This is a genomic window from Klebsiella sp. BIGb0132, assembly GCF_024810075.1.
Classification (GTDB): Bacteria; Pseudomonadota; Gammaproteobacteria; order Enterobacterales; family Enterobacteriaceae; genus Klebsiella; species Klebsiella terrigena.
Genome location: NZ_JANUDW010000006.1, coordinates 125,115 through 149,659, shown reverse-complemented (window position 1 = coordinate 149,659; position 24,545 = coordinate 125,115). Strand labels below are relative to the sequence as shown.

Here is a 24,545-nt window from a genome sequence, read left to right as displayed (position 1 = left end):
TCGGCGCGGGGATAATCGGGAATGCGCCTCGCAAAGCGGCCTAATCGGCGTGCAGCAGCAGGCTCAGGTCGCTGTGGGCCGCTTCGCCGTACCACACCGCTTCGCGCACGGAAACCGGTTTGCCGATCAGCCCGAGGGCATAAAAGCGGTCGGCGATGGTCTGCTGGGCGCGGATGACCTTAAGATCCATCATCCGCGGGCGATGGCTGCGCCGCGCGAGGGCGAGGGCCAGCGAATCGACGTTAATGCCTAATTCGGCGGCAAGCAGCCCGGCGGCCTCTTCGCGCCGGCTATCGATAAACTGCCCGGTTTGCGTCAGCTCGTGCAGCAGACGCTGCATGATGTCGCCGTTGTGATTGACGTAATCGCGGCGCGAGAGATAGAACTGATGGTTGTGCACCCGCCCCTCGCCGCTGGCGACCACCCGCAGCTCCCCGGTATGTTCGGCGTCGCTGAGCAGCGGGTCCCACATCATCCACGCGTCGACCGCCAGATAATCGCTGGCGGTGAGCGGATACTTCGGCGGGATGTAGACCACCTTCACGTCGTTGAGGCCCAGCCCGGCCTCTTCCAGAATCTGCAGCAGCAGCCAGTGCACGTTTGAGCCCTTATTCAGCGCAATACGCCTGCCGCGCAGATCGCCGAGCGTGCGGATCTCGCTATGCTGCGGCACCACCATCGCCACGCTTTGCGGCGCCGGCGGCTCCCACGCGACGTACACCAGCTCGGCGCTGCTGGCCTGGGCAAATACCGGCGGCGCTTCGCCGGTAGTGCCGAAATCGATCTCATTGCAGGCGAGGGCGTGCAGCAGCTGCGGCCCGGCCGGGAATTCGCTCCACAGCACGCTGACGCCGAGGCTGGAGAAGGCGCTTTCGAGGCTCTGTCGGGCCTTTAAAATGCCGAGGTTGCCGAAGCGCTGATAGCCGATGCGCAGCTCGCGGTCGACGGATGCGGCTTCGGCCAGCCTGCGCGGCGTCGACTCCACCCGGCGGCGGCTTTTAATTACGCCAATATTGGCCAGCTGGGTGCGCAGGGTGTGGCGGCTTATCCCCAGCAGGGCGGCGGCCTGGCTCTGATTGTCGTCGCAGTGGGCCATGGCGCCGCGGATCAGCGCGCCGGTCATGCGCTCCCACAGCGCGTCGCCGGGCTGGGCAAGCTGCTGGTGGATAAAGTCGTCCAGCTCAAGATCCGTTGCCGTCAGCGGCGCGGCGTGCAGCGTGGTCAGGCGCAGCTGGGCTGGCGTAATTTCCTCTTCCCTGCTGAGCAGGACCGCGTTATGCAGCGTGTTTTCAAGCTCGCGGATATTGCCGGGCCACGGGTAGTCCATCAGCCGGTCCAGCGCCTCCGGCGCCAGATAGCGGGTCGGGCGTCCCAGCCGGCGGGCATAGAGCGATAGGAAATGGTTGGCCAGCAGGGGAATATCCTGGCGGCGCTGGCGCAGCGGCGGCAGCGGGACGATGGCGATATTCAGGCGGTAATAGAGGTCTTCACGAAAGCGGCGTTCGCGGATCGCCTGCGCCAAATCCACGTGGGTGGCGGCAATCACCCGCACGTTGACTTTGACCGCCTTGCGCGAGCCGACGCGGGTAATCTCGCGCTCCTGCAGCACGCGCAGCAGCTTCACCTGCAGCGGCAGGCTTAACTCGCCAATCTCATCGAGCAGCAGCGTGCCGCCCTCGGCGGCCTCAAACCAGCCGGGATGGCTCTGCACCGCGCCGGTAAACGCCCCTTTCTCGTGACCGAAGAGCTCCGCTTCCGCCAGGCTCTCGGTGAGCGCGCCGCAGTTTACGGCAAGAAAAGGCTGCTGACGGCGGCTGCTGTGGTGATGCAGGTAGCGGGCGACCACCTCTTTACCGGTGCCGGTTTCACCGACGATCAGTACGGTGGCCTCGGTGGGCGCCAGTTTATCCAACAGGTTCTGAAAGGCCTTTGATGCCGGGTCGATCAGCACCGGGGTATCGGCCGGGGGTTCAGGATTAAGCATGGGAGTCCTCCGCTAAATAACGCCTTGAACTTATCCTCTGTCGGCGGCGATAAACACGGGCAAACCCTGTGGTTTTGTTGCAAACGCGGCAGCCTCACCCCATCCGCTGACGCATTTGCAACAGCCTGGCGGGCGAGTGATTTTATTAATTATTTGATTTTATTGCCTTAAATTTCATTGCCGCGTTGGCACGATTATCGCTAACACCTATATAACCAAATTTAAACAACTCTTCGATGAATATCGAATATGGTTATATAGGAAATGGATAATGACGCAGAAAGCTAGCGATAAGATCAACGTGTTTTGGTTCTTACCCACCCACGGCGACGGCCGCTATCTGGGCACCACCGAAGGCGGACGTCCCGTTGATTTAGCGTATTTACAGCAGGTTGCGCTGGCCGCCGACAGCCTCGGCTACTACGGCGTGCTGATCCCCACCGGCAAAAGCTGCGAAGACTCCTGGCTGGTCGCCGCGGCGCTGGCGCCGTTAACCCGCCGCCTGCGCTATCTGGTGGCGGTACGCCCGGGGCTGCAGCCGCCGACGCTGGCGGCGCGTATGGCTGCAACCCTTGACCGCCTGTCGGAGGGCCGGCTGCTGATCAACGTGGTCACCGGCGGCGATCCGGTGGAGAACAAGGGCGACGGAATTTTCCTCGACCATAGCCAGCGCTATCAGGTGACCCGCGAGTTTCTGGACGTTTACTCGCGCCTGCTGAAAGGCGAGAAGGTGGATTATCACGGCGAGCATATCCAGGTTGAAGGGGCGGAAGTGCTCTTCCCGCCGGTGCAGGAAAACGGCCCGCCGCTCTACTTCGGCGGCTCTTCGGAGGAGGCCATTGACGTTGCCGCTGAGCAAATCGATAGCTATCTGACCTGGGGCGAGCCGCCGGCGCTGGTGGCGGAGAAGCTGGCCATCGTGCGCGAGCGCGCCGCCGCCCGCGGCCGCACCCTGGAGTACGGCATTCGCCTGCACGTGATCGTGCGCGAAACGGAGGAGGAGGCCTGGGCCGCCGCCGATCGCCTGATTGCCCATCTGGATGACGACACCATCGCCCAGGCGCAAAAAATATTTTCCCGCATGGATTCCGCAGGCCAGGCGCGGATGAGCGCCCTGCATAACGGCTCCCGCGACAACCTGCGCATCGCCCCTAACCTGTGGGCGGGCGTTGGTCTGGTGCGCGGCGGAGCGGGCACGGCGCTGGTCGGCAGCCCGCAGCAGGTCGCGGATCGCATTCGCGAATATCAGGCCCTCGGCATCACCAACTTTATCTTCTCCGGCTACCCGCATCTTGAAGAGGCCCACCGCTTTGCCGACCTGGTCATGCCGCTGCTCCCGCTTGCCGGCAGTGCCCAGCCGAAAGCGCGCAGCGTGAATACCGGCCCGTTTGGCGAAACCATCGGCGGCGATAAGCGGCCGGTTAAACAGGTCAGCGCCAGCTGAGCGGGAGGTGGATATGTTTTTCTGCCTCCAGAGGGGGATTGCCGATGAGCGCTGAACCGCAGGTGGTCATTATCGGCGGCGGGTTCAGCGGCGCCGCCGTGGCGATTGAGCTGCTGCGCCTGGCGCCAAACGCGCTGCGGGTGACGCTGCTGGAGCCGCGCGCGGTGCCCGGCGCGGGGGTGGCCTACTCCACCGCCGAGCCCTCCCATCGCATCAACGTCCCCGCCGCGCGGATGCAGCTGGCCGGCGAGGAGGAGGGCGCTTTCGACCGCTGGTATCGCGACCAGCCGGCGTTCGCCGACGACCCGCAGGCGCGGCGTGAGGACGGGGCGCTCTATCCGCAGCGCGGCCAGTTTGGCCGCTACGTCAGCCAGCGTTTTGCCGAGGCGCTGCGGGCGAGCGACGGACGGCTGGTGCACCTGCGGGAAGAGGCGCTGAGCTATGGCCCGCGCGGCGTCACCACCGCCGGCGGTCAGGTGCTGAAAAGCGATCTGCTGATCCTTGCGGTGAGCCATCCGCCGCCGGCGCTGCCGCGCCTGGCGGTCCCGTTTATTGACCATCCGGCGCTGATTGCCAACCCGTGGCGTGCAGATGCGCTTGCCGACGTTGCGCCGGATGCGCGGGTGGCGGTGATGGGCACCGGGCTGACCATGGCCGACACCATCGCCACCCTGGCGCGGCTCGGCCATCGCGGCCCGGTGACGGCATTTTCGCGCCACGGCCTGCTGCCCCGCGGGAACATCAGCGGCGCCGCCGAGCCGTGGCCCGGCGACTATCGCGAGGGCTCGCTGCGCCAGCGGCTGCGGCGGGTGCGGGAAGATATCCATCACGCCGCCGAGCAGGGCCAGCCCTGGCAGGTGGTGCTGGACGCGGTGCGTAACCAGGGGCAGAGCATCTGGCAGGGGCTGAGCCTGGCCGACCGCCAGCGCTTCCTGCGCCACCTGCGCAGTTACTGGGATGTGCATCGCTACCGCATCGCTCCGCAGGTCGCGGATGTGCTTAGCCAGCGCCAGCGCGACGGTAGCCTGAAGGTGCTGGCGGCAAGGCTGACGGCGCTGGAGGCCGATGCCGGCCGGCTGACCCTGACCCTGAGCCCGCGCCGCGGTGAGCCGCAATCGCTGACCGTCGATCGCCTGATCCTCACCACCGGCCCCGCGCACGGCGGCCTGACCGACAGCCAGCCGCTGCTACGCGACCTCGCGCGGGACGGGCTGATCCGCGCCGACGCGCTGGGGCTCGGGCTCGACGTCGATTCGCGCTCCCGGGCGATTGGCCGCGAGGGCGCGGTGACGCCAAAGGTGCTGATTTCTGGCCCGGCGGCTCGCGGACGTTTTGGCGAGCTGATGGGGCTGCCGCAGGTCGCTGACCACGCCGCCGCGGTGGCGGCCGAAGCGCTGGCGACGCTGGGGCTCGAGGGTTCTTTCGTTATTCATGATTAAGCGTGCGCCCCCTGTCGGGACGCGCCCTGGAGAAGTGCTATGTCATCACAACGCGAAATTCGTCTTAATGCTTTTGATATGAACTGCGTCGGCCACCAGTCGCCGGGGCTGTGGACCCATCCGCGCGACCGCTCATGGCAGTACAAGGATCTGGACTACTGGGTTGACCTCGCGCGCCTTCTCGAGCGCGGTAAGTTTGACGGCCTGTTTATTGCCGACGTGCTGGGCATCTACGACGTGCTGAACGGCAGCGGCGATGCCGCCATTCGCCAGGCGACGCAGGTGCCGGTGAACGATCCGCTGGCGCTGATTACCCCGATGGCGCTGGTGACGGAGCATCTCGGCTTTGGCCTGACCGCCTCGCTGTCGTTTGAGCATCCCTATCCATTTGCCCGTCGCCTGTCGACCCTTGACCATCTGACCAAAGGCCGGGTGGGCTGGAATATCGTGACCTCATACCTCGAAAGCGGGGCGCGCAATATTGGTCATCAGGCGCAGACCGATCACGACGCGCGCTACGACTACGCCGACGAGTACCTCGACGTGGTCTACAAGCTGCTGGAAGGCAGCTGGGAAGACGGGGCGGTGCTGCGCGATCGCGAGCGGGGGATCTTCAGCGATCCGCAGAAAATCCACCCGATCAACCACCAGGGCAACTTCTTCTCGGTGCCGGGGATCCACCTCTGCGAGCCGTCGCCGCAGCGCACGCCGGTGCTCTATCAGGCCGGGGCGTCGAGCCGCGGGAAGCAGTTTGCCGCCGGGCACGCCGAGTGCGTGTTTGTCGCCGCGCCGTCAAAAACGCTGCTTAAAAAGACGGTGGCCGACATTCGCCGCCGCGCCGCGGAGGCCGGGCGCGATCCGCGCAGCATCCTGATTTTCAACCTGCAAACGGTCATTGTCGGCGAAACCGACCGCGAGGCGCAGGCCAAATGGCAGGAGTATAAATCCTACGTCAGCTATGAAGGGGCGCTGGCGCTGATCTCCGGCTGGACCGGGATCGACTTCGGCCAGTATCAGCCGGATCAGGTGCTGAAGTATCTGCATACCAACGCCATTCAGTCGGCGGTTGAGGCCTTTTCCACCGCCGACCCTGACCGTCAGTGGACGGTGCAGGCGCTGGCCGACTGGGTGGGCATTGGCGGCTTTGGCCCGCTGATCGTCGGCAGCGCGGAAACCGTGGCCGATGAGCTGCAGTCGTGGGTCGAGGAGACCGATGTCGATGGTTTTAACCTCGCCTACGCCGTGACCCACGAAACCTTCCGCGATGTGGTGGAACTGCTGATCCCCGAGCTGCAAAAGCGCGGCGTCTTCAAGCAGGAGTACCGCGAAGGCACCCTGCGCGAAAAACTGTTCGGCGCCGGGCCGCGGCTGGTGGCCCCGCATCCGGGAGCCGGCTATCGGCGCGGCGTGCGCATCGACGCCGGGGCGGGGGAGAAGGTGACATGATTGAGATAGACGACCTGCATAAAAGCTACCGCACGGCGGGCGGGCGGGTCAGCGAGGTGCTGAAAGGGCTGTCGCTGCGGGTGCCAACCGGCTCGATCACCGCGGTGGTGGGGCCAAGCGGCGCGGGTAAATCGACTCTTGCGCGCTGCATCAGCCTGCTGGAGCGTCCCGACAGCGGCAGCATCCGGGTTAACGGTAACGACCTGTCGCTGCTCAGCGGCGAGGCGCTGCGCCGCGAGCGGCGGGCGATCGGCACCGTGTTCCAGTCCTCGGCGCTGCTGAACCGCAAAACGGCCTGGCAAAATATCGCTCTGCCGCTGGAGTACCTCGGAGTGGTGGAGCGGGATGTCAAAGCCCGGGTGGGCGAGCTGCTGGAGAGCGTTGGCCTGAGCGATAAGGCCGACGCCTGGCCGGCCCAGCTCTCCGGCGGCCAGCGCCAGCGCATCGGCATCGCCCGCGCCCTGGCGCTGCGTCCTTCGGTGCTGCTGGCGGACGAGGCCACTTCGGGCCTGGACCCGCAGGCCACCGCCGCGGTGCTCAATTTGCTTAAGCGCCTGCGCGATGAGTACCGGCTGGCGATCGTGCTGATTACCCACGAGATGGACGCGGTACGCGCGGCGGCGGATGCGGTCGCGGAAATTCGCGACGGCGCGATCCTCCAGTTCGGCGAGGTGAAAGAGCTGCTGGCGCGCCCGGACTCTCTTCTGGGCCAGCAGCTGCTGCCTCTCTCTCCGGTGGCGGCCCATAGCGATCTGCTGCTGCGCCTGAGCTATCGCTGGGATGTGCCGGTGGCCACCGACTGGATCAGCCGCCTGAGCCAGCAGTTTGCGCTGCAAATTGACCTGCTCGGCGGCCACGTTGAGGTGATAAACGGCCGGCTGGCAGGGCGGCTGCAGGCGGGGGTGCGCTTTCAGGGCGAGCGTCTGTCGGCTGGTAGGATGCTGGCGCTGCTGGCGCAGCTCGGCATTGCGGCCGAGGTCCTCGACGACGCGCCTGAGCTCAGGGAGGCGGTATGAAACCTTCGGTAATCAGCCAGGATACGCCCTGGAGCGAGATCCATACGCTGCTGCTGCCCGCCTACGGCGAAACCTGGCTGATGGTGGCCATTGTGATGCTGTTTGTGGTGACCCTCGGCGGAGCGGTCGGGGTGGTGCTGTTCAACGCTTCGTCACGGGGGCTGTTTCCGCACGCCGCGCTCTATCGGGTGCTGAACTGGGTGGTGAACATGGGGCGCTCCCTGCCGTTTCTGGTGCTGATGGCGGCGATCATTCCCTTCACCTTCTGGCTCACCGGGACCACCATCGGCATCCCGGCCGCGGTGGTACCGATGATCGCCGCCGGAGTGCCGTTTTTCGGCCGGCTGGTGGAGAACGCCCTGCGCGAGCTGCCGGCGGAGGTCACCGCCGTCGGGATCGTCTGCGGCGGCTCGCGCTGGCAGATTATCCGCAGCGCCCAGCTGAGCGAAGCCCTGCCCGCGCTGGTGGCGGCGGTAACGCTCAACCTGGTGTCGATGATCGAATATTCCGCCATTGCCGGCACCATCGGCGCGGGAGGGATTGGCTATCTGGCGGTGGTGTACGGCTACCAGCGCTTCGACAATCACATCATGATCGCCACCATTATCGCGCTGATCGCCACTATCCAGCTGATTCAATTTTTCGGTGACCGTCTGGTCAACAAACTTCGCCACACGCAGGGGATCTCTTCATGACAACAGAACAGTTTGAGTTACGTAAGGCCCGCCGCTGGCCGTGGCTGGCGGCGCTGGTAGTGATTGTGGCGCTGGCCGCCGCCTTCTGGTGGTGGCGGGGGCAGGCCCAGTCGCAACAGGTGGTGTTCGGCACCACCCTGAAAATTCACTATGAACCGGCGATGGCCGGCGAGCAGCGGATCATTGAGTACATCGGCGAGCATATCGCACCGGACTATGGCCTGAAGCTGGAGGCGGTGGGTCTACAGGATCCGGTGCAGGCGGATCGCGCGGTGGCGCAGGGGGAGTACGCCGGAACCATCTATCAGCATCAGTGGTGGCTCAAGCAGGTGGTGGACGCCAACGGCTTCGCGCTTTCCACCACGGTGCCGGTGTTCCAGTGGGCCTTTGGGATTTACTCCGATCGCTATAAGTCGGTCAAGGATCTGCCGAACGGAGCGACGATCGTGGTGCCGGACGATGGCGCCAACCAGGGGCAGGCGCTGTGGCTGCTGCAGCGCATCGGCCTGATTACGCTCGACCCGGCGGTGGAGCCGCGCACGGCGAAGCTGAAAAATATCGTCGGCAACCCGCATCAGTTTAATTTCAAAGAGCTGGACCTGCTCACCATGCCGCGGGCGCTCAATTCGGTGGATGCGGCAATCGGCTATGTCTCGCAGTTTGATGCCGGAAAGGTGTCGCGGGACAGAGGGATTTTATTCCCGCCGGCGCCGCGCACCTTCGCGTCGCAGCTGGTCATCGGCACGCCTTATTTGTCGCAGGAGAACATCGTCAAATTAAAACAGGCGTTTTCCGACCCGCGCATCCAGACCTGGCTGAAAACCACCGACGATCCGCTGGTGAAAGACGTGCTGGTGCCGGTTTCCGCTGAATAATCTGCGTCGACAGGTATCTCGCAGGACGGGCGAAGGCCCGTCCTGCTGCTGTCGTTTTATTTAGTTAACTTATTGAATATATTGATTTTTATATGCATTTTTGTTGGTTCCCCTTTATCAAGGGTCGGCCTATAACTGCGATCACCTGCACAACATAATAAGGTGAAAACATGAGTACGCTGTCTGTTGATAATCCCGGCGTGGCCTCCGCGCCGGTGAGTAGCGTCGGGGACGTGGCGCGGCTAATTAATTCGGGCAAGGATCGGGCTAAATATGCGCGGATGATTGTCTTCCTCGCGCTCGGCGGCGTCTTCCTTGACGCCTATGATTTAACCACGCTCTCCTACGGCATTGATGACGTGGTGCGCGAATTTCAGCTGTCGCCGCTGCTGACCGGCCTGGTCACCTCATCCATTATGGTCGGCACCATTTTTGGTAACCTGATCGGCGGCTGGCTGACGGATAAATATGGCCGCTATTCGGTGTTTATGGCCGATATGCTGTTTTTTGTCGTCTCGGCTATCGCCGCGGGGCTGGCGCCCAACGTCTGGGTGCTGATCGGCGCCCGTTTCCTGATGGGCATCGGCGTCGGTATCGATCTGCCGGTCGCTATGTCCTACCTCGCTGAATTCTCCCGTTTTACCGGCAAAGGCAACAAGGCCTCGCGCCTCGCCGCCTGGTGCCCGATGTGGTACGCCGCCTCGACGGTCTGTTTTCTTATTATCTTCGGGCTCTATTTTGTGCTGCCAAAGGAGCATCTCGACTGGCTGTGGCGCGCCTCGCTGCTGTTTGGCGCGGTTCCGGCGCTGCTGATTATCGCCGTGCGCAGAAAATTTATGAATGAATCGCCGCTGTGGGCGGCAAACCAGGGTGACCTGACCTCGGCGGTGCGCATTCTGCGCGACTCTTACGGTATTGTTGCCCATGAGGCGCCGGCCGAACGCCCCGCGCCGCCGCCGAAGGTGAGCTTCCGCGTGCTGTTTGAAAAGCCGTACCGCGAGCGCACCGTCGTTGCCGGGGTGATGAATATCTGTATCTCCTTTGAGTACACCGCCATCGCCTTTTTCCTGCCGTCGATCCTCGCGCAGTTTCTCGGGGCCGGCGTGTTTGAAACCATCTCCGCTTCGCTGGGGCTGAACGCGCTGTTTGCCTTTACCGGCGGGCTGCTGGGGATGCATCTGGCGTGGAAATATCCGTCGCGCCACGTGGCGATTGCCGGCTTCGCGCTGCAGTTTATCGCCCTGATTGTGCTCGCGCTGGTGGGCCAGCCGCAGGCCACCGTCGGCGTGGTGCTGGCGATGGCGATGCTTGGGCTGTGGCTGTTTGCCGAGGGCTTTGGCCCCGGCGCGCAGCTGATGATCTATCCGGCGCTCTCCTATCCCACCGCGATTCGTGCCACCGGCGTCGGCTTCAGCCGGGCGCTCTCCGGGATCGGCAGCGCGCTGGCGCTGTTCGTGCTGCCGCTGCTGCAGGCCTCTCTCGGCACGCAGATGTTCTGGGTGGTATCGCTGGCCGCCCTGATTCCGATCTTCTTCCTGCTTGCGGTTCGCCACGAGCCGACGCGTCACGACATTGACGACAGCCACCATTAAGGAACAGATGATGACACAACTTTCTACCGGTACCGATTACGAACAGCTGGCGGCGGCCTTTCGGCCGATTTTCTCGCGCATTGCGCAAGGGGCGGCCAGCCGCGAGCAGCAGCGCATTCTGCCCGAGGAGCCGATTCGCTGGCTGAAGGAGGCGGGATTCGGCACGCTGCGCATCCCGCGGGAAAAGGGCGGCTGGGGGGCGTCGCTGCCGCAGCTGATTGCCCTGCTGATTGAGCTGGCCGAGGCTGATTCAAACCTGCCGCAGGCGCTGCGCGCTCATTTTGCCTTTGTTGAGGATCGTCTGAATCAGCCCGATTCTGCGCAGCGCGATCGCTGGTTCCAGCGTTTTCGCGACGGGGAGCTGGTGGGCAGCGGCTGGACCGAAACGGGGGCGGTAAAGCTGGGGGAGGTGAATACTCAGGTGACGCCGGACGAGCGCGGCTGGCGGCTAAGCGGCGAGAAGTTTTACAGCACCGGAACGCTGTACGCCGACTGGATTGACGTCTTCGCCCGCCGCAGCGACAACGGCGGCGACGTGATAGCGCTGGTCAGTACCAGGCAGAGCGGGGTGGAGCGCGACGACGACTGGGACGGCTTTGGCCAGCGGCTGACCGGCAGCGGCACCACCCGCTTCCGGCAGGCGCAGGTTGAGCAGGAGCACGTCTACGATTTTGCCGAGCGCTTTCGCTACCAGACCGCTTTCTACCAGCATATCCTGCTGGCGACGCTGGCGGGTATCGGCCTGGCGGTGGAGCGCGATGCCGCCGAAGGGGTGAAAAAACGCTCCCGTATGTACAGCCACGGCAATGCCGCCGTGCCGCGCGACGATCCTCAGGTGCTGCAGGTGGTCGGGCAAATCAGCAGCTGGGCGTGGGCGACCCGCGCGGCGGTGCTGCAGGCGGCGGAGTCTTTACAGCAGGCCTATATCGTTCACGCCAGCGGCGACGAGGCGCTGATTGCGCAGCGTAATCGTCTGGCGGAAGTGGAAGCGGCGCAGGCGCAGGTGATTGCCAGCGACTGGATACCGCGGGCGGCGACCGAGCTGTTTAACGCCCTCGGCGCGTCGGACACCCGGGTCGGCAAAGCGCTCGATCGCCACTGGCGCAACGCGCGCACGGTGGCCTCGCACAATCCGGTTATCTATAAAGCGCGCAACATCGGCAGCTGGCTGGTCAACGGCGAAGCGCCGACCTTTATCTGGCAGATAGGCAACGGCGAGAAAACGCAGGGGTAAGGAAGGCGGCGACGGGGAAAACCGTCGCCGGTCAACACTACTTATCCTGCGACCAGGTGGCGCTGCGCACGTCCACTTTGACCGGCAGCAGGCCAACGCGGGTGAAGGTATCCGCCAGCGCCTGCTGTTCGTTATAGACTGCGGGCGTCATGCGCTCGGCGCCGTAGGGCAGGCGGGCCAGCGCCTTCAGCCAGATAGCCTTATCCAGCCCGGTGGAGGTCGACAAAATCCCGGCGGCATCGTCCTGATGGGCGTTGGCCCAGTCGCTCAGCTTGCCCAGCTCATCAACGACCTGCTTCGCGGTATCCGGATAGGATTCAGCAAATTTACGGCTGGCGAGATAGAAAGTGTAGTGCGGCACCAGCCCCTCGGCGTTGCGGATCTGCCGCGCCTTAGCGTTGGTTTCAACTTCGGCAAGGTACGGATCCCAGATAACCCAGGCATCAATGGCGCCGCGCTGGAAGGCGGCGCGGGCGTCGGCCGGCGGCAGATAGACCGGAGTAATATCTTTATAGCTCAGCCCGGCCTTTTCCAGCGCGGTGACCAGCAGGTAGTTGACGTCCGAGCCTTTATTCAGCCCCACGCGCTTGCCTTTCAGGTCGGCCACGCTGCGGATGGTTGAACTTTCCGGCACCACGATGGCTTCGGTTTTGGGGTTCGCCGGGGAGTGGGCGAGATAAACCAGATCCGCCTGCGCCGCCTGAGCGAAGGCCGGCGGGGCGTCGCCGGTGGCCGCCAGGTCGATGCTGCCGACGTTCAGCCCTTCCAGCATCTGCGGGCCGGCGGGGAATTCTACCCAGCGCACGGCGATCCCCTCTTTTTTGAAGGTCTCATCGAGGGTGCCGCGATATTTCAGCAGGGCGAAAATATTGGCCTTCTGGTAGCCAATGTTGACGGTTTCCGGCGCCTTCGCCAGCGCGGAAGCGGACAGACCGAGCAGCAGCGGCAGCAGGGCCAGATGGAACCTTTTTGACATGATTTGTTCTCCTGTAGCGGTTTCCCGTAAGGTAGCAAATCGTCCTTATAACCAATAAATAACTAAATTTTAATTTATATAACCGAAATATCTTTCAGGCGGGACTGCGGGGAGAGTCCCGGCGAACGGTCGCCCGCCGGGAGAGGCATTAATCGCAGGTCACGATTTTCATCGCCAGGCCACCGCGCGACGTTTCGCGGTACTTGGCGTTCATATCCTTGCCGGTTTCGTACATCGTCTCGATAACCTTATCGAGACATACGCGCGGTTCGCTGGTGCGGCGCAGCGCCATCCGGGCGGCGTTGACGGCCTTCACCGCGGCGATGGCGTTACGCTCGATGCACGGCACCTGAACCTGGCCGGCAACCGGGTCGCAGGTCAGGCCGAGGTTGTGCTCCATACCGATTTCGGCGGCGATGCACACCTGGCCAGGGCTGCCGCCCAGCAGTTCAGTTAAGCCGGCCGCCGCCATTGAACAGGCGACGCCAACTTCGCCCTGGCAGCCCACTTCGGCACCGGAAATCGAGGCGTTCATCTTATACAGCGAGCCAATCGCGCTGGTTACCAGCAGGTAGCGCGCCAGCGAGTTGGCGTTAACCTTGCGGATAAACTTATCGTAGTAGGCCAGTACCGCCGGCACGATCCCGCAGGCGCCGTTGGTTGGCGCGGTGACCACGCGGCCGCCGGCGGCGTTCTCTTCGTTGACTGCCAGGGCGAACATGTTGATCCAGTCAACGACCGCCATCGGATCGCTGTTGGTATTGTCCTGGCTGACCAGCATCCGGCGTAACGCCGCGGCGCGGCGCGGGACGCGCAGCTTGCCCGGCAGCACCCCTTCGGTGCTGATGCCGCGCTCGATACCGCCGCTCATCACGTCCCAGACGGCGGAAAAGTGCTGCTCCAGCTCTTCTTTGCTGCGCAGCGCCAGCTCGTTTTGCATCATCAGGCCGGAAAGCGAGAGCCCGCTTTCGCGGCAGTGTCGCTGTAAATCAGCCGCGTTTTTGTAGGGATAAGGCACGGCCACCGGCGCGTCGTTGCTCTGGCCGAAGTGCTGCTCGTCGACGATAAAACCGCCGCCGATGGAGTAGTAAGTCTGGGTGTAGAGCACCTTATCGCCGCCGAGGGCGCTAATGCGCATGCCGTTTTCATGCAGCGACAGGTTGTCGGCATGGAAATTCATGCAGCGGTCTACCGGGAAGTCGACTTCCTGCTGGCCGTTTGCCAGCATCAGGCGCCCGTGGGTGTTGACGTCCTGAATAAACGCCGGAATGGCGTCAATGTCGACGCTATCGGGCATGTTGCCCGCCAGGCCCATAATAATCGCAATGTCGGTATGGTGGCCTTTGCCGGTCAGGGAAAGGGAGCCGTATACGTCGACGATGACGGTGGTGACGTCGGCAAGCTGCCCGCGTGCGATAAGGTCGTCGGTGAACTGTTTGCCCGCTTTCATTGGCCCCACGGTGTGGGAGCTGGAAGGGCCGATGCCGATTTTAAAGATATCGAATACGCTGATCATGGTGCACATCCAGAACTGTCGGAAAGCGCGCCGCCGGTGGGCGGCGCGAGGGGGAGATTAGCTGAACAGGGAGTAGAAAATAGCGGAGATAGCAATCAGGCCCATCAGCACAACGAAGACGTTGCTGACGTGGCCGCTGTATTTGCGCATCGCCGGGACTTTCTGAATCGCGTACATCGGCATCAGGAACAGAATCATCGCGATAATCGGGCCGCCGAGAGTTTCGATCATGCCGAGAATGCTGGGGTTCAGCGTCGCCACGATCCAGGTGGTAACCAGCATGAACAGCGCAGTGATCTTGTTCAGCTTGTTGATTTCTATGGATTTACCTTTGCCGCGCAGGGATTTAATCACCATGCCGTTAAAGCCTTCACGGGCGCCGAGATAGTGGCCGAGGAAGGATTTAGTGATGGCAATCATCGCAATGATCGGCGCCATCCAGGCAATCAGCGGGGCGTTAAAGTGGTTCGCCAGGTACGAGAGAATCGAGATGTTCTGATCTTTCGCCGCCGCCAGGTCCGCAGGGGAGAGGCTCAGTACGCAGCTGAAGACGAAGAACATCACCGTAATAACCATCATGATGTGAGCGCGAGCGAGGATGCTGGAGCATTTCTTCTCCGCGCCCTGGCCGTACTCTTCACGCTTCGCCACGGCGAAGGAGGAGATGATCGGCGAGTGGTTAAAGGAGAACACCATCACCGGGATCGCCAGCCACAGGGTCATCCACAGGCCGTTGCCGGTAGAGGTTGCGCTGCTCAGGGAGAGGGTTTCCAGCGCCGCGCCGTTCCACTCAGGGATCAGATAGAGTGCCAGAATCATCAGGGCGACCACGAACGGGAAGACCAGTACGCTCATCGCTTTCACAATCATCTGCTCGCCGAAGCGCACGATGGTCATCATCCCGACGATCAGGATCAGCGACAGAATAGCGCGCGGCGGCGGCGTCATCTGCAGCTGGTGCAGCATAAAGCTCTCGACGGTATTGGTAATCGCAACGCTATACACCAGCAGAATCGGGTAGATAGCAAAGAAGTAGAGCAGGGTAATCAGCTTACCTGCGCCAACGCCAAAGTGTTCTTCTACGACTTCGGTGATGTTTTCTCCCGGATTCTTACCGGACAGCACAAAACGGGTCATCCCGCGGTGGGCAAAGAAAGTCATCGGGAAAGCCAGAATAGCCATGATGATCAGCGGGATCATACCGCCGACGCCGGCGTTGATCGGCAGGAACAGAACGCCCGCGCCGATAGCCGTGCCGTACAGGCCCAGCATCCACATGGTATCTGTTTTGCGCCATCCGCTGCGGGTTTCGCCCGAAACGATAGTGCTGGTTTGCGTGGTTTCCATCTGTATCTCCTGGAGGAAGCGACAAAAAATAATAAATAAAATCAATTAAGTAATATTAAATTCGTTTGTTTACGGTTTTTTCGTGATTTTCTCCGTAACAAGTGGGGCGGAAAGATACATTCATATTGGAAATCTATCAGTGATCGCGATCTCAATTGCAATAATCCACTTTCAGGGTGGATATTTTTAGTCCAACAGTCTGTTTCTGATGTTCAGCCAGATATTTGTGGCGCGAAGGCTAACATTCGCAGCATATGAGATAAAAGCGTGGCGGCGTAATAACGAGGTTTACGCTGTAAAAATGGGGTGTTATCGATGTTTTAGCTCTCAAGTATCTTTTTTGTGGTGATATTTATTGCTGTTTTTGGAAAGGCAAACGATTGGCTTTGTAAAAAGCTACAAAACATTCACAAAGAAAATAGATTTCAGAAAGGAGGCGCGGGAGAGCCGGGGTCAGCAGATTATCGTGCTGGAGAACGGGAGAACGGGAGAACGGGAGAACGGGAGAACGGGAGAACGGGAGAACGGGAGAACGGGAGAACGGGAGAACGGGAGAACGGGCGTGCGGGAGCGGAGGCGCGCTGGGGGGCAGGAGAACGGGAGTGCGGACTGGATTGCCCGGGCAGGGCGTTAGCCGCCGCCCGGGAGGGTCAGAACAGGGCTCAGGAGCCTATTTCATAGCAAGGGATATAGGCGCTGCCGCCCGGCAGCTTCATGCGGTGCTGGGCGACGAAGCCCTGCAGCAGATCGTCCATCCGGCGCATTATCTCCGCATCGCCGTGCAGCTTATAAGGGCCGAATTTTTCAATCGCCTGGATGCCGACCTCTTTGACGTTCCCGGCGACGATCCCGGAGAAGGCGCGGCGCAGATCCGCGGCCAGCACTTCTACAGGCTGGTCCGGATAGAGCTTGAGGTTGGCCATGTTCTCGTGCGTCGGATCGAACGGCATCTGCAGGTCCGGCGAAATACGAATCGACCAGTTAAAGCTGTAGGCGTCGTCGGTTTCCCGGCGGCTCTCTTTGACCAGCGGCATCGCTTTCTTCAGCTGACGCGCCACTTCGCTGGCGTCGTCAATGATAATCTTGTAGTGGCGACGCGCCGATTCGCCCATGGTGTGGACGATGAACTCATCTAGCACGCGGAAATAGTTCTCGCTCTCTTTTGGTCCGGTGAGGATCAGCGGCAGCACCTGCGCCTTGTTGTCCGGGTGCATCAAAATGCCCAGCAGATAGAGCAGCTCTTCCGCCGTACCCACGCCGCCCGGGAAGATAATGATGCCGTGGGCGATGCGCACGAAGGCCTCAAGGCGTTTTTCGATATCCGGCATGATGATCAGTTCGTTCACCAGCGGATTCGGCGGCTCGGCGGCAATAATCGAAGGTTCGGTCATGCCGATAAAGCGGCTGTCTTTGTAGCGCTGCTGGGCATGGCCAACCGCGGCGCCTTTCATCGGCGCTTCCATCGCGCCCGGGCCGCAGCCGGTGCAGATATTCAGCTCGCGCAGGCCGAGCTGGGTCCCGACGCGGCGGGCGTAGAGATATTCGGTCTCATTAATCGAGTGGCCGCCCCAGCAGACAATCATATTGGGAGCTTCGCCGACGTGCAGGGCGCGGGCGTTACGCAGAATCGAGAACACCAGGTTGGTGATATGTACCGAACTTTCGAGGTCGAGGTTCGGCAGACGAACGGTATTATGAATCTGCCCGTAAACGAACAGGATGTCGCGCAGCACGGCAAACAGGTTGGCCTGCAGGGAACGGATAATCCGCCCGTCAACGAACGCCTCTTCCGGCGGGTTGATCAGTTCCAGCTTCACGCCGCGTTCGCGACGCAGCACGTTAATATCGAAGTTTTCAAAACGAGACAGCAGCTCTTTGCTGTTATCGGTCAGGCTCCCCGAGTTGAGCACGGCAAGCGAACAGTTGCGAAAGAGTTGATACAGGTCACTGCTGGCGGTGCGTTTAAGCATATCCACTTCCAGCTGTGACAGCATATCCATTGAACCAAGCGGGCTAACATGTGTAATCAAGTGAACTCCTTAACAGGACGATTATCGTCTTCCTGTGATTACAATAGCCCTGCCTGCGGCGTTTTCACAACCTTGCGTACGCGTGAACGCACGCAAAGTGTGAAATATTTTACCTACTGACGCGCGAGACGGCCGATAGCGGGAACAAAGTCCGCGTTGCTGCGCCACGGGTTGATGTCGAGGCCGCCGCGGCGGGTGTAGCGGGCGTAGACGGAGAGCGACTGCGGCCGGCAGAAGCGCAGGAGGTCGTTGAAGATCCGCTCGACGCACTGCTCGTGAAACTCGTTATGGTGGCGGAACGAGACCAGGTAGCGCAGCAGCTTTTCGCGATCGATTTTTGGCCCGCGATACTGGATTTGCACCGAACCCCAGTCCGGCTGATGGGTGATCAGGCAGTTGGATTTCAGCAGATGGCTCACCAGCGTCTCTTCGACGATTTTGTCGCCGGCAGCGTCCAGCAGGTAGTCGGTGCTGAATTCATAGTTATCAACTTCGATATCCTGATCGTCGATGCAGGTGCCGTGCAGATGGGCCACCGGCTGGCCTTCGAGTTCGTCGAGGCGATAGAGTGCAACCGTGACCTCGCCCTGGGCGCAGGCGCTAAGGTCGCGCGTCAGGGTCGCCTGCACCTCCTGCCAGTCGGCAAAGCGGGTCTGGTTGAAGCTGTTGAGATAGAGCTTAAAGCTCTTCGACTCCACGAGGTTCACGCTGGTATCGCTCAGCTCGACGTGGCCCACCGCAACCTGCGGCAGACCTTTTGCATTCAGCCAGGAGAGCTCGTACAGCGTCCAGATATCGCCGCCGTGGAAGGGCAGGCTGTCGGCGTGCAGGCCCAGCGGATCGCGGTTCAGGCTGCGCGGTACGCCCTGCAGCAGGGACGCGTCGTAGGTATCACGGTAATCGGTTGATTTACCGAGCGTCAGGCCAGCGAGGGCCTGATGATTCTCATAAGAAGACATGTTTCACCATAGTAAAGCGGGTACACTATTCGCTAAGTGTATCCTGGCTAACGTGAAGAGAGAAACCGGTGGACAATCAGACCGCAGAAGCGCTGCAAGCATTTACCCAACGTTATTGCGACGCCTGGCAGCAGCAGCGCGCAAGCCTGCCGCGCAGCGAAGAGCTTTGCGGCATCCCGTCGCCCTGCATCAGCGCGACGGACGCCGACGCCGTTTTCTGGCAGCCGCAGCCCTTTTCTCTCCCCGCCAATATCAGCGCGGTTGAAAGGGCCTTCGATATTGTGGTACAACAGCCGGCTCATAGTTATTATACCACCCAGTTCGCCGGCGATATGCAGGCGCGCTTTGCGGGCGAAACGATGACCCTGCTGCAGGCCTGGAGCCCGGATGACTTCCAGCGCATGCAGGAAAATCTGATCGGCCACCTGGTGGTGCAAAAACGCCTGAAGCTGTCGCCGACGCTGTTTATCGCCACGCTGGACAGCGAGCTGGACGTTATCTCCGTTTGTAACGTCAGCGGTGAAGTCCTCAAAGAGACCCTCGGCACGCGCAGGCGTACGACCCTTTCTGCCTCCCTGGCGAGTTTTCTCAACCAGCTCGAGCCGGTTGTGTAATCCATTATGCCGGTCCGTTTGTGAGAGATCTCTTACAAGACCTGTAAGAGATCGTCATCATTTAAGTCATTTTTCAACTATTTAATATTTAATAAACTATTTTAATTCATATGGTTAGGTTTTATATGGTCTTTTTTAGTGGTGACTAATCTTAAGAGATTGTCGTATGAAGGGTTGTAAGACGAGGCGGAATCAGTGATCCTATGTACGTCGACAGGAAGTCGCGAAATGAAGTGAACATCAGGATGATGACACTTCTGCAGGACCCGCCGGGAAGGCGTAGCAAGGACAGGCTTCAGGATGAAGCACAGGATAACGCAGGATGGCGTAAAGGACACCTCCAGGATGGAGAACGTGAGCCGCTCATGATGAACGGTGGATCAGGAAGATCGGGATAGACTTAAGGACAGGTAATTTCACATCGGGGTGGTGTGAAAGCAGGACGCACTGGTTTATGGATGAACATGGTCAGGAGACCTCAGGAAAAGTTTTCACGGACGAGCAGGGAGCACCAATGTAGCTGGATTGCTGCGAAACGAACCGGGAGCACTGTTTATACAGTGCTCCCTTTTTTTATTTCTCTTCTAAATTTGCTATTCTGCGCCGGTTTACAACTCATCGAGGTTTCCCCATGACTCTTCACCTCAGCGTGCGCGAGCGCCTGCGCGCGATTGAAGCGCTGCTGCGCGAAACGCAGTACTGGCAGGAAAACGCGCCGCAAAGCAGCGCCTTTGCCAGCGACAGCCCGTTCTGCATGGATACTATGGAGCCGCTGGAGTGGCTGCAGTGGGTGCTGATCCCGCGTATGCATCAGCTGCTGGACGCTGAGCAGCCGCTGCCGCAGAGTTTTGCCGTCGCCCCTTATTATGAGGTGGCCCTTGATGCCGCCCACCCGCTGCGCGATCGCGTGCTGGCGGAGCTGCTGCTGCTGGATACCCTTTTTGCGAGCGACGACGCCTGATGCTGGAAATTATCTATCAGGACGAGTGGCTGGTGGCGGTCAATAAGCCCTCCGGCTGGCTGGTCCACCGCAGCTGGTTGGATCGCGATGAGAAAGTGGTGGTCATGCAAACGGTGCGCGATCAGATTGGTCAGCACGTCTTTACCGCCCATCGCCTCGACAGACCGACCTCCGGCGTGCTGCTGATGGGGCTATCAAGCGAGGCGGGAAGGCGGCTGTCGCAGCAGTTTGAGCAGCACCAGATGCAAAAACGCTACCACGCCATTGCCCGCGGCTGGCTGACCGAAGAGGCGCTGCTCGATTATCCGCTGGTTGAAGAGCTGGACAAAATAGCCGACAAGTTCGCGCGCGAAGATAAAGGCCCGCAGCCGGCGGTCACCCACTATCGTGGCCTGGCGACGGTTGAGATGCCGGTCGCCACCGGACGCTATCCGACGACGCGCTACAGCCTGGTTGAGCTGGAGCCGAAAACGGGGCGTAAGCACCAGCTGCGCCGCCATCTCTCCCACCTGCGCCACCCGATTATCGGCGACAGCAAGCACGGCGATTTGCGCCAGAACCGCAGCGCGGTTGAAAACTTTGCCTGCGACCGCCTGATGCTGCACGCCAGCCAGCTCTCGTTAACCCATCCGTTTACCGGCGAGCCGCTGGTCATTCGCGCCAGCCTGGACGACGTGTGGATGCGGGCGCTGTCGCAGTTTGGCTGGCGAGGCCTTCTGCCGTTAAATGAAAGGGTTGAGTTTGCAGACGACAGCGGTCAGGATGAACGGATTGAGGTCAATCCAGGGAGATAAAGATGGCAGAAGTCGGGATTTTTGTCGGTACGATGTACGGTAACGCGCTGCTGGTCGCTGAAGAAGCTGAAGCCATTTTGAGCGGCCTTGGCCACAAGGCGAAGGTGTTCGAAGACCCGGAGGTTCAGGACTGGGAGCCCTACAGCGGCAAATACGTTCTGGTCGTGACGTCAACGACCGGACAGGGCGATCTGCCGGACAGCATCATTCCGCTGTACGAAGGCATTAAGGATATGTACCAGCCGCACCTGCGCTACGGAATCATTGCGCTCGGCGACAGCACCTACGCTAACTTCTGCGGCGGCGGCAAGACCTTTGATGCGCTGCTGCAGGAGCAGGGCGCAAAGCGCGTCGGCGACATGCTGACGATCGACGCCAGCGAAGACCCGGAACCCGAAGGCGTGTCCAACCCGTGGGTTGAACAGTGGGCGACCCTGCTCGAATAAGCGGATGAAAAGTGACGCTCTCCCCCTCCGTAGAGGGCGTCCCTTCTGAAGGCCAGCGCCGGATAAATGCCCAACGGGATCATACCCGCGCCCGCCCGTCAGGGGTTCAGGCATCTGCCTAATAACCACTGGATAAAAGTGGTTTTTTGCGCCTGTTTTCACCGGGTCAAGAGAGACATTTCACACTCCTGCCGTTTGCACCGTCACCGGCAGCGCTAACCGGCGGTTGCTTTTCATTTCCGTGAACTACCCCCCATCTGATTAGGCATAAGCCATAAATCGATTTCAGCACGTCCCGCAAAGCTGTGTATGTGCACGGTGAGCCAGCCATGTCCTCTTTTTATACTTTTCCTGCCAGTTTGAAAAAGCAAAATGCCAGATAAAACGAAAACACTAACACGTCATTCTGACTACCCTACAGGTTGTGCTGTTCAGAATGAACGTAGCTAATTGCTATGATTCAGGAGTGCAACAATGAGTACATTAAGTCAGGCGGCGAGCGGCGCGGAAAAACGCACCAACGCCCGCTACTGGATAGTGGTGATGCTGTTTATCGTCACCTCTTTTAACTACGGCGACCGCGCGACGCTGTCGATTGCCGGCTCGGAAATGGCCAAAGATATTGGCCTCGACGCGGTGGGAATGGGCTACGTTTTCTCTGCGTTCTCATGGGCCTACGTTATTGGTCAGATCCCCGGCGGTTGGCTGCTCGATCGCTTTGGCTCAAAACGGGTCTATTTTTGGTCGATCTTCATTTGGTCGATGTTTACCCTCTTGCAGGGTTTCGTCGATATCTTTAGCGGTTTTGGCATCATCATCGCGCTGTTTACCCTGCGATTCCTCGTCGGCTTAGCGGAAGCGCCATCCTTTCCCGGCAACAGCCGCATCGTCGCGGCCTGGTTCCCGGCGCAGGAGAGAGGCACCGCGGTCTCTATTTTTAACTCCGCCCAGTACTTTGCCACCGTTATCTTCGCGCCGATCATGGGCTGGCTGACCCACGAAGTCGGCTGGTCGCACGTCTTCTTCTTTATGGGAGGACTGGGGATCGTGATTAGCTTCGTGTGGTTGAAAGTGATCCACGAGCCGAATCAGCACCCCGGCGTGAACCAAAAAGAGCTGGACTATATCGCCGCCGGCGGGGCGCTGATCAATATGGATCAGAAGAAAAACGCGCAGAAGGTGCCGTTCAGTGAAAAGTGGGGACAGATCAAACAGCTGATCGGATCGCGAATGATGGTCGGGATCTACATTGGTCAGTACTGCATCAACGCGTTGACCTACTTCTTTATCACCTGGTTCCCGGTCTATCTGGTGCAGGCGCGCGGCATGTCGATTCTGAAAGCCGGGTTTGTCGCCTCCGTTCCCGCCATCTGCGGCTTTGTCGGCGGCGTCTTAGGCGGCATTATCTCCGACTGGCTGATGCGCCGCACCGGCTCGCTGAATATTGCCCGCAAGACCCCCATCGTGCTTGGCATGTTGCTGTCGATGGTAATGGTGTTCTGTAACTACGTTAACGCGGAATGGATGATTATCGGCTTTATGGCGATGGCCTTCTTCGGCAAGGGCATCGGCGCGCTGGGCTGGGCGGTGATGGCGGATACCGCACCGAAAGAGATAAGCGGCCTCTCCGGCGGTCTGTTCAATATGTTCGGCAATATCTCCGGTATCGTCACGCCTATTGCCATCGGCTACATCGTCGGGACGACGGGCTCGTTCAACGGGGCGCTGATTTATGTCGGGGTGCATGCGCTGGTGGCGGTACTGAGCTACCTGGTGCTGGTGGGGGATATTAAACGTATCGAACTGAAGCCTGTAGGGGAGCGCTAACGATGAATACGCAATCGACTCCAGTCGTCACCGACATGAAGGTGATCCCGGTGGCCGGGCATGACAGTATGCTGCTGAATATCGGCGGCGCGCACGGCGCCTGGTTTACCCGCAATATCGTGGTACTCACCGACAGCGCCGGCAACACAGGCATCGGTGAGGCCCCCGGCGGTGAAGTTATCTACCAGACGCTGGTGGACGCTATTCCGCAGGTGCTGGGGCAGGAAATTGCGCGCCTGAACAAGGTGGTTCAGCAGGTGCATAAAGGCAATCAGGCGGCGGATTTCGACACTTTCGGAAACGGCGCCTGGACCTTCGAACTGCGGGTTAACGCGGTCGCGGCGCTGGAGGCTGCGCTGCTGGATCTGCTGGGCAAAGCGCTGAATGTCCCGGTGTGCGAGCTGCTGGGGCCTGGCAAACAGCGCGACGCGGTCACCGTTCTGGGCTATCTCTTCTATATCGGCGATCGCCAGAAAACGGATCTGCCGTACCTGGAGACTACCCCAGGCCAGCACGACTGGTACCACCTGCGGCATCAGGAAGCGCTGAGCAGCGAAGCGGTGGTCCGCCTCGCTGAGGCCGCCCAGGAGCGCTACGGCTTTAAAGATTTCAAGCTTAAGGGCGGCGTGCTGCCGGGCGAGCAGGAGATTGATACCGCTCGCGCGCTGAAAAAACGGTTCCCGGATGCGCGTATTACCGTCGATCCCAACGGCGCCTGGCTGCTGGATGAAGCCATTGAGCTCTGCAAAGGCCTGCAGGACGTGCTGACCTACGCCGAAGATCCCTGCGGCGCCGAACAGGGCTTTTCCGGTCGCGAGGTAATGGCGGAATTCCGCCGCGCCACCGGGCTGCCGGTAGCAACCAATATGATTGCCACTAACTGGCGTGAAATGGGGCACGCGGTGATGCTCAATGCGGTGGATATCCCGCTCGCCGATCCGCACTTCTGGACCTTGTCCGGCGCGGTGCGGGTCGCGCAGCTGTGCGATGACTGGGGGCTGACGTGGGGCTGCCACTCAAATAACCACTTCGATATTTCACTGGCTATGTTTACCCACGTCGGCGCGGCGGCGCCGGGCAATCCGACCGCCATCGATACCCACTGGATTTGGCAGGAGGGCGACTGCCGCCTGACCAAAAATCCGCTGCAGATTGAAAACGGCAGGATTGCCGTACCTGACGCGCCGGGTCTGGGCGTGGAGCTGGACTGGGAGCAGGTGCAAAAGGCGCACGAGGTCTATAAGACGCTGCCCGGAGGGGCGCGTAACGACGCCGCCCCAATGCAATACCTGATCCCGGGTTGGAAATTTGACCGCAAACGTCCCGTTTTCGGCCGTAATTAATTAGAAA

At 60.9% G+C, this 24,545-nt stretch carries 20 protein-coding genes; 14 read left to right on the top strand and 6 right to left on the bottom strand.

The genetic code is table 11. From position 1 onward, the window contains the following. Positions 1 to 40: 40 nt before the first annotated feature. The gene (locus tag M2416_RS17340; RefSeq protein WP_259226120.1) at positions 41 to 1,984 is read right to left on the bottom strand and encodes a sigma-54-dependent Fis family transcriptional regulator; all 1,944 of its coding nucleotides are present in this window, start codon (positions 1,982 to 1,984) and stop codon (positions 41 to 43) included. A gap of 271 nt (positions 1,985 to 2,255) precedes the next feature. Between M2416_RS17340 and ssuD the strand changes: the two genes are divergently transcribed. The 8 genes from ssuD (at position 2,256) to M2416_RS17300 (ending at position 11,725) form a co-directional block, all read left to right on the top strand. Further along, complete coding sequence (ssuD, locus tag M2416_RS17335) at positions 2,256 to 3,428, top strand: FMNH2-dependent alkanesulfonate monooxygenase (RefSeq protein WP_259226118.1); 1,173 nt, start codon at positions 2,256 to 2,258, stop codon at positions 3,426 to 3,428. Between the two features lie 44 nt (positions 3,429 to 3,472). Then, positions 3,473 to 4,867, top strand: a complete 1,395-nt coding sequence (locus tag M2416_RS17330; protein ID WP_259226112.1) for an FAD/NAD(P)-binding protein — start codon at positions 3,473 to 3,475, stop codon at positions 4,865 to 4,867. A gap of 39 nt (positions 4,868 to 4,906) precedes the next feature. Then, positions 4,907 to 6,313 carry an LLM class flavin-dependent oxidoreductase gene (locus M2416_RS17325; RefSeq protein WP_076945983.1) on the top strand — a complete coding sequence of 469 codons (1,407 nt, stop codon included), beginning with the start codon at positions 4,907 to 4,909 and terminating at the stop codon, positions 6,311 to 6,313. After that, positions 6,310 to 7,329, top strand: a complete 1,020-nt coding sequence (locus M2416_RS17320) for a methionine ABC transporter ATP-binding protein (RefSeq protein ID WP_076945985.1) — start codon at positions 6,310 to 6,312, stop codon at positions 7,327 to 7,329. Before M2416_RS17325 ends, M2416_RS17320 begins: the two co-directional genes overlap by 4 nt. Beyond that, positions 7,326 to 8,024 carry a methionine ABC transporter permease gene (locus tag M2416_RS17315; RefSeq protein WP_041146996.1) on the top strand — a complete coding sequence of 233 codons (699 nt, stop codon included), beginning with the start codon at positions 7,326 to 7,328 and terminating at the stop codon, positions 8,022 to 8,024. Before M2416_RS17320 ends, M2416_RS17315 begins: the two co-directional genes overlap by 4 nt. After that, complete coding sequence (locus M2416_RS17310; RefSeq protein WP_076945986.1) at positions 8,021 to 8,899, top strand: MetQ/NlpA family ABC transporter substrate-binding protein; 879 nt, start codon at positions 8,021 to 8,023, stop codon at positions 8,897 to 8,899. The genes M2416_RS17315 and M2416_RS17310 overlap by 4 nt, the downstream gene beginning before the upstream one ends. Before the next feature lie 170 nt (positions 8,900 to 9,069). Then, on the top strand, positions 9,070 to 10,491 hold the full coding sequence (locus tag M2416_RS17305) for an MFS transporter (RefSeq protein WP_076945987.1): 1,422 nt from the start codon (positions 9,070 to 9,072) through the stop codon (positions 10,489 to 10,491). 10 nt (positions 10,492 to 10,501) lie between these two features. Further along, the gene (locus tag M2416_RS17300) at positions 10,502 to 11,725 is read left to right on the top strand and encodes an acyl-CoA dehydrogenase family protein (RefSeq protein ID WP_259226106.1); all 1,224 of its coding nucleotides are present in this window, start codon (positions 10,502 to 10,504) and stop codon (positions 11,723 to 11,725) included. 37 nt (positions 11,726 to 11,762) lie between these two features. On the opposite strand, the gene M2416_RS17295 is transcribed toward M2416_RS17300, so the two are convergent. The 5 genes from M2416_RS17295 to queF all read right to left on the bottom strand — a co-directional run bounded on the left by M2416_RS17295 (position 11,763) and on the right by queF (position 18,553). After that, positions 11,763 to 12,701, bottom strand: coding sequence for a sulfonate ABC transporter substrate-binding protein (locus M2416_RS17295; protein ID WP_259226104.1), 939 nt, complete (start codon positions 12,699 to 12,701; stop codon positions 11,763 to 11,765). Between the two features lie 148 nt (positions 12,702 to 12,849). Beyond that, on the bottom strand, positions 12,850 to 14,217 hold the full coding sequence (locus tag M2416_RS17290; protein WP_076945989.1) for an L-serine ammonia-lyase: 1,368 nt from the start codon (positions 14,215 to 14,217) through the stop codon (positions 12,850 to 12,852). 57 nt (positions 14,218 to 14,274) lie between these two features. Beyond that, entirely contained in the window at positions 14,275 to 15,564 is a 1,290-nt protein-coding gene (locus M2416_RS17285) for an HAAAP family serine/threonine permease (RefSeq protein WP_076945990.1), read from the bottom strand. Positions 15,565 to 16,226: 662 nt separating this feature from the next. Further along, complete coding sequence (gene ppnN, locus M2416_RS17280; RefSeq protein WP_133600419.1) at positions 16,227 to 17,594, bottom strand: nucleotide 5'-monophosphate nucleosidase PpnN; 1,368 nt, start codon at positions 17,592 to 17,594, stop codon at positions 16,227 to 16,229. A 113-nt stretch (positions 17,595 to 17,707) separates the two neighbouring features. After that, positions 17,708 to 18,553: an NADPH-dependent 7-cyano-7-deazaguanine reductase QueF gene (gene queF / locus M2416_RS17275; RefSeq protein ID WP_115192008.1), complete on the bottom strand. Its 846-nt coding sequence runs from the start codon at positions 18,551 to 18,553 to the stop codon at positions 17,708 to 17,710. Between the two features lie 68 nt (positions 18,554 to 18,621). Between queF and syd the strand changes: the two genes are divergently transcribed. The 6 genes from syd (at position 18,622) to M2416_RS17245 (ending at position 24,538) form a co-directional block, all read left to right on the top strand. Continuing rightward, positions 18,622 to 19,167 (top strand): SecY-interacting protein, encoded by a 546-nt coding sequence (syd, locus tag M2416_RS17270; RefSeq protein ID WP_259226099.1) that lies wholly within the window; start codon positions 18,622 to 18,624, stop codon positions 19,165 to 19,167. Positions 19,168 to 19,798: 631 nt separating this feature from the next. After that, entirely contained in the window at positions 19,799 to 20,128 is a 330-nt protein-coding gene (locus tag M2416_RS17265; RefSeq protein ID WP_076945994.1) for a YqcC family protein, read from the top strand. Continuing rightward, complete coding sequence (gene truC / locus M2416_RS17260) at positions 20,128 to 20,922, top strand: tRNA pseudouridine(65) synthase TruC (protein WP_045857518.1); 795 nt, start codon at positions 20,128 to 20,130, stop codon at positions 20,920 to 20,922. Before M2416_RS17265 ends, truC begins: the two co-directional genes overlap by 1 nt. Positions 20,923 to 20,924: 2 nt before the next feature. After that, positions 20,925 to 21,368, top strand: coding sequence for a flavodoxin (locus M2416_RS17255; protein ID WP_041146983.1), 444 nt, complete (start codon positions 20,925 to 20,927; stop codon positions 21,366 to 21,368). A gap of 474 nt (positions 21,369 to 21,842) precedes the next feature. Beyond that, positions 21,843 to 23,195, top strand: coding sequence for a galactarate/glucarate/glycerate transporter GudP (gene gudP, locus M2416_RS17250; protein WP_041146982.1), 1,353 nt, complete (start codon positions 21,843 to 21,845; stop codon positions 23,193 to 23,195). Between the two features lie 2 nt (positions 23,196 to 23,197). Further along, positions 23,198 to 24,538, top strand: coding sequence for a glucarate dehydratase family protein (locus M2416_RS17245; protein ID WP_259226092.1), 1,341 nt, complete (start codon positions 23,198 to 23,200; stop codon positions 24,536 to 24,538). Positions 24,539 to 24,545 lie beyond the last annotated feature (7 nt).

Bases quoted from the DNA above. Each gene is read 5' to 3' on its own strand.
- ssuD (WP_259226118.1), top strand. From the start codon at position 2,256: ATGACGCAGAAAGCTAGCGATAAGATCAACGTGTTTTGGTTCTTACCC.
- M2416_RS17305 (WP_076945987.1), top strand. From the start codon at position 9,070: ATGAGTACGCTGTCTGTTGATAATCCCGGCGTGGCCTCCGCGCCGGTG.
- M2416_RS17320 (WP_076945985.1), top strand. From the start codon at position 6,310: ATGATTGAGATAGACGACCTGCATAAAAGCTACCGCACGGCGGGCGGG.
- M2416_RS17290 (WP_076945989.1), bottom strand. From the start codon at position 14,217: ATGATCAGCGTATTCGATATCTTTAAAATCGGCATCGGCCCTTCCAGC.
- M2416_RS17340 (WP_259226120.1), bottom strand. From the start codon at position 1,984: ATGCTTAATCCTGAACCCCCGGCCGATACCCCGGTGCTGATCGACCCG.
- M2416_RS17255 (WP_041146983.1), top strand. From the start codon at position 20,925: ATGGCAGAAGTCGGGATTTTTGTCGGTACGATGTACGGTAACGCGCTG.
- queF (WP_115192008.1), bottom strand. From the start codon at position 18,553: ATGTCTTCTTATGAGAATCATCAGGCCCTCGCTGGCCTGACGCTCGGT.
- truC (WP_045857518.1), top strand. From the start codon at position 20,128: ATGCTGGAAATTATCTATCAGGACGAGTGGCTGGTGGCGGTCAATAAG.
- M2416_RS17330 (WP_259226112.1), top strand. From the start codon at position 3,473: ATGAGCGCTGAACCGCAGGTGGTCATTATCGGCGGCGGGTTCAGCGGC.
- M2416_RS17300 (WP_259226106.1), top strand. From the start codon at position 10,502: ATGACACAACTTTCTACCGGTACCGATTACGAACAGCTGGCGGCGGCC.
- M2416_RS17245 (WP_259226092.1), top strand. From the start codon at position 23,198: ATGAATACGCAATCGACTCCAGTCGTCACCGACATGAAGGTGATCCCG.
- M2416_RS17310 (WP_076945986.1), top strand. From the start codon at position 8,021: ATGACAACAGAACAGTTTGAGTTACGTAAGGCCCGCCGCTGGCCGTGG.
- gudP (WP_041146982.1), top strand. From the start codon at position 21,843: ATGAGTACATTAAGTCAGGCGGCGAGCGGCGCGGAAAAACGCACCAAC.
- M2416_RS17285 (WP_076945990.1), bottom strand. From the start codon at position 15,564: ATGGAAACCACGCAAACCAGCACTATCGTTTCGGGCGAAACCCGCAGC.
- M2416_RS17325 (WP_076945983.1), top strand. From the start codon at position 4,907: ATGTCATCACAACGCGAAATTCGTCTTAATGCTTTTGATATGAACTGC.
- M2416_RS17295 (WP_259226104.1), bottom strand. From the start codon at position 12,701: ATGTCAAAAAGGTTCCATCTGGCCCTGCTGCCGCTGCTGCTCGGTCTG.
- M2416_RS17265 (WP_076945994.1), top strand. From the start codon at position 19,799: ATGACTCTTCACCTCAGCGTGCGCGAGCGCCTGCGCGCGATTGAAGCG.
- M2416_RS17315 (WP_041146996.1), top strand. From the start codon at position 7,326: ATGAAACCTTCGGTAATCAGCCAGGATACGCCCTGGAGCGAGATCCAT.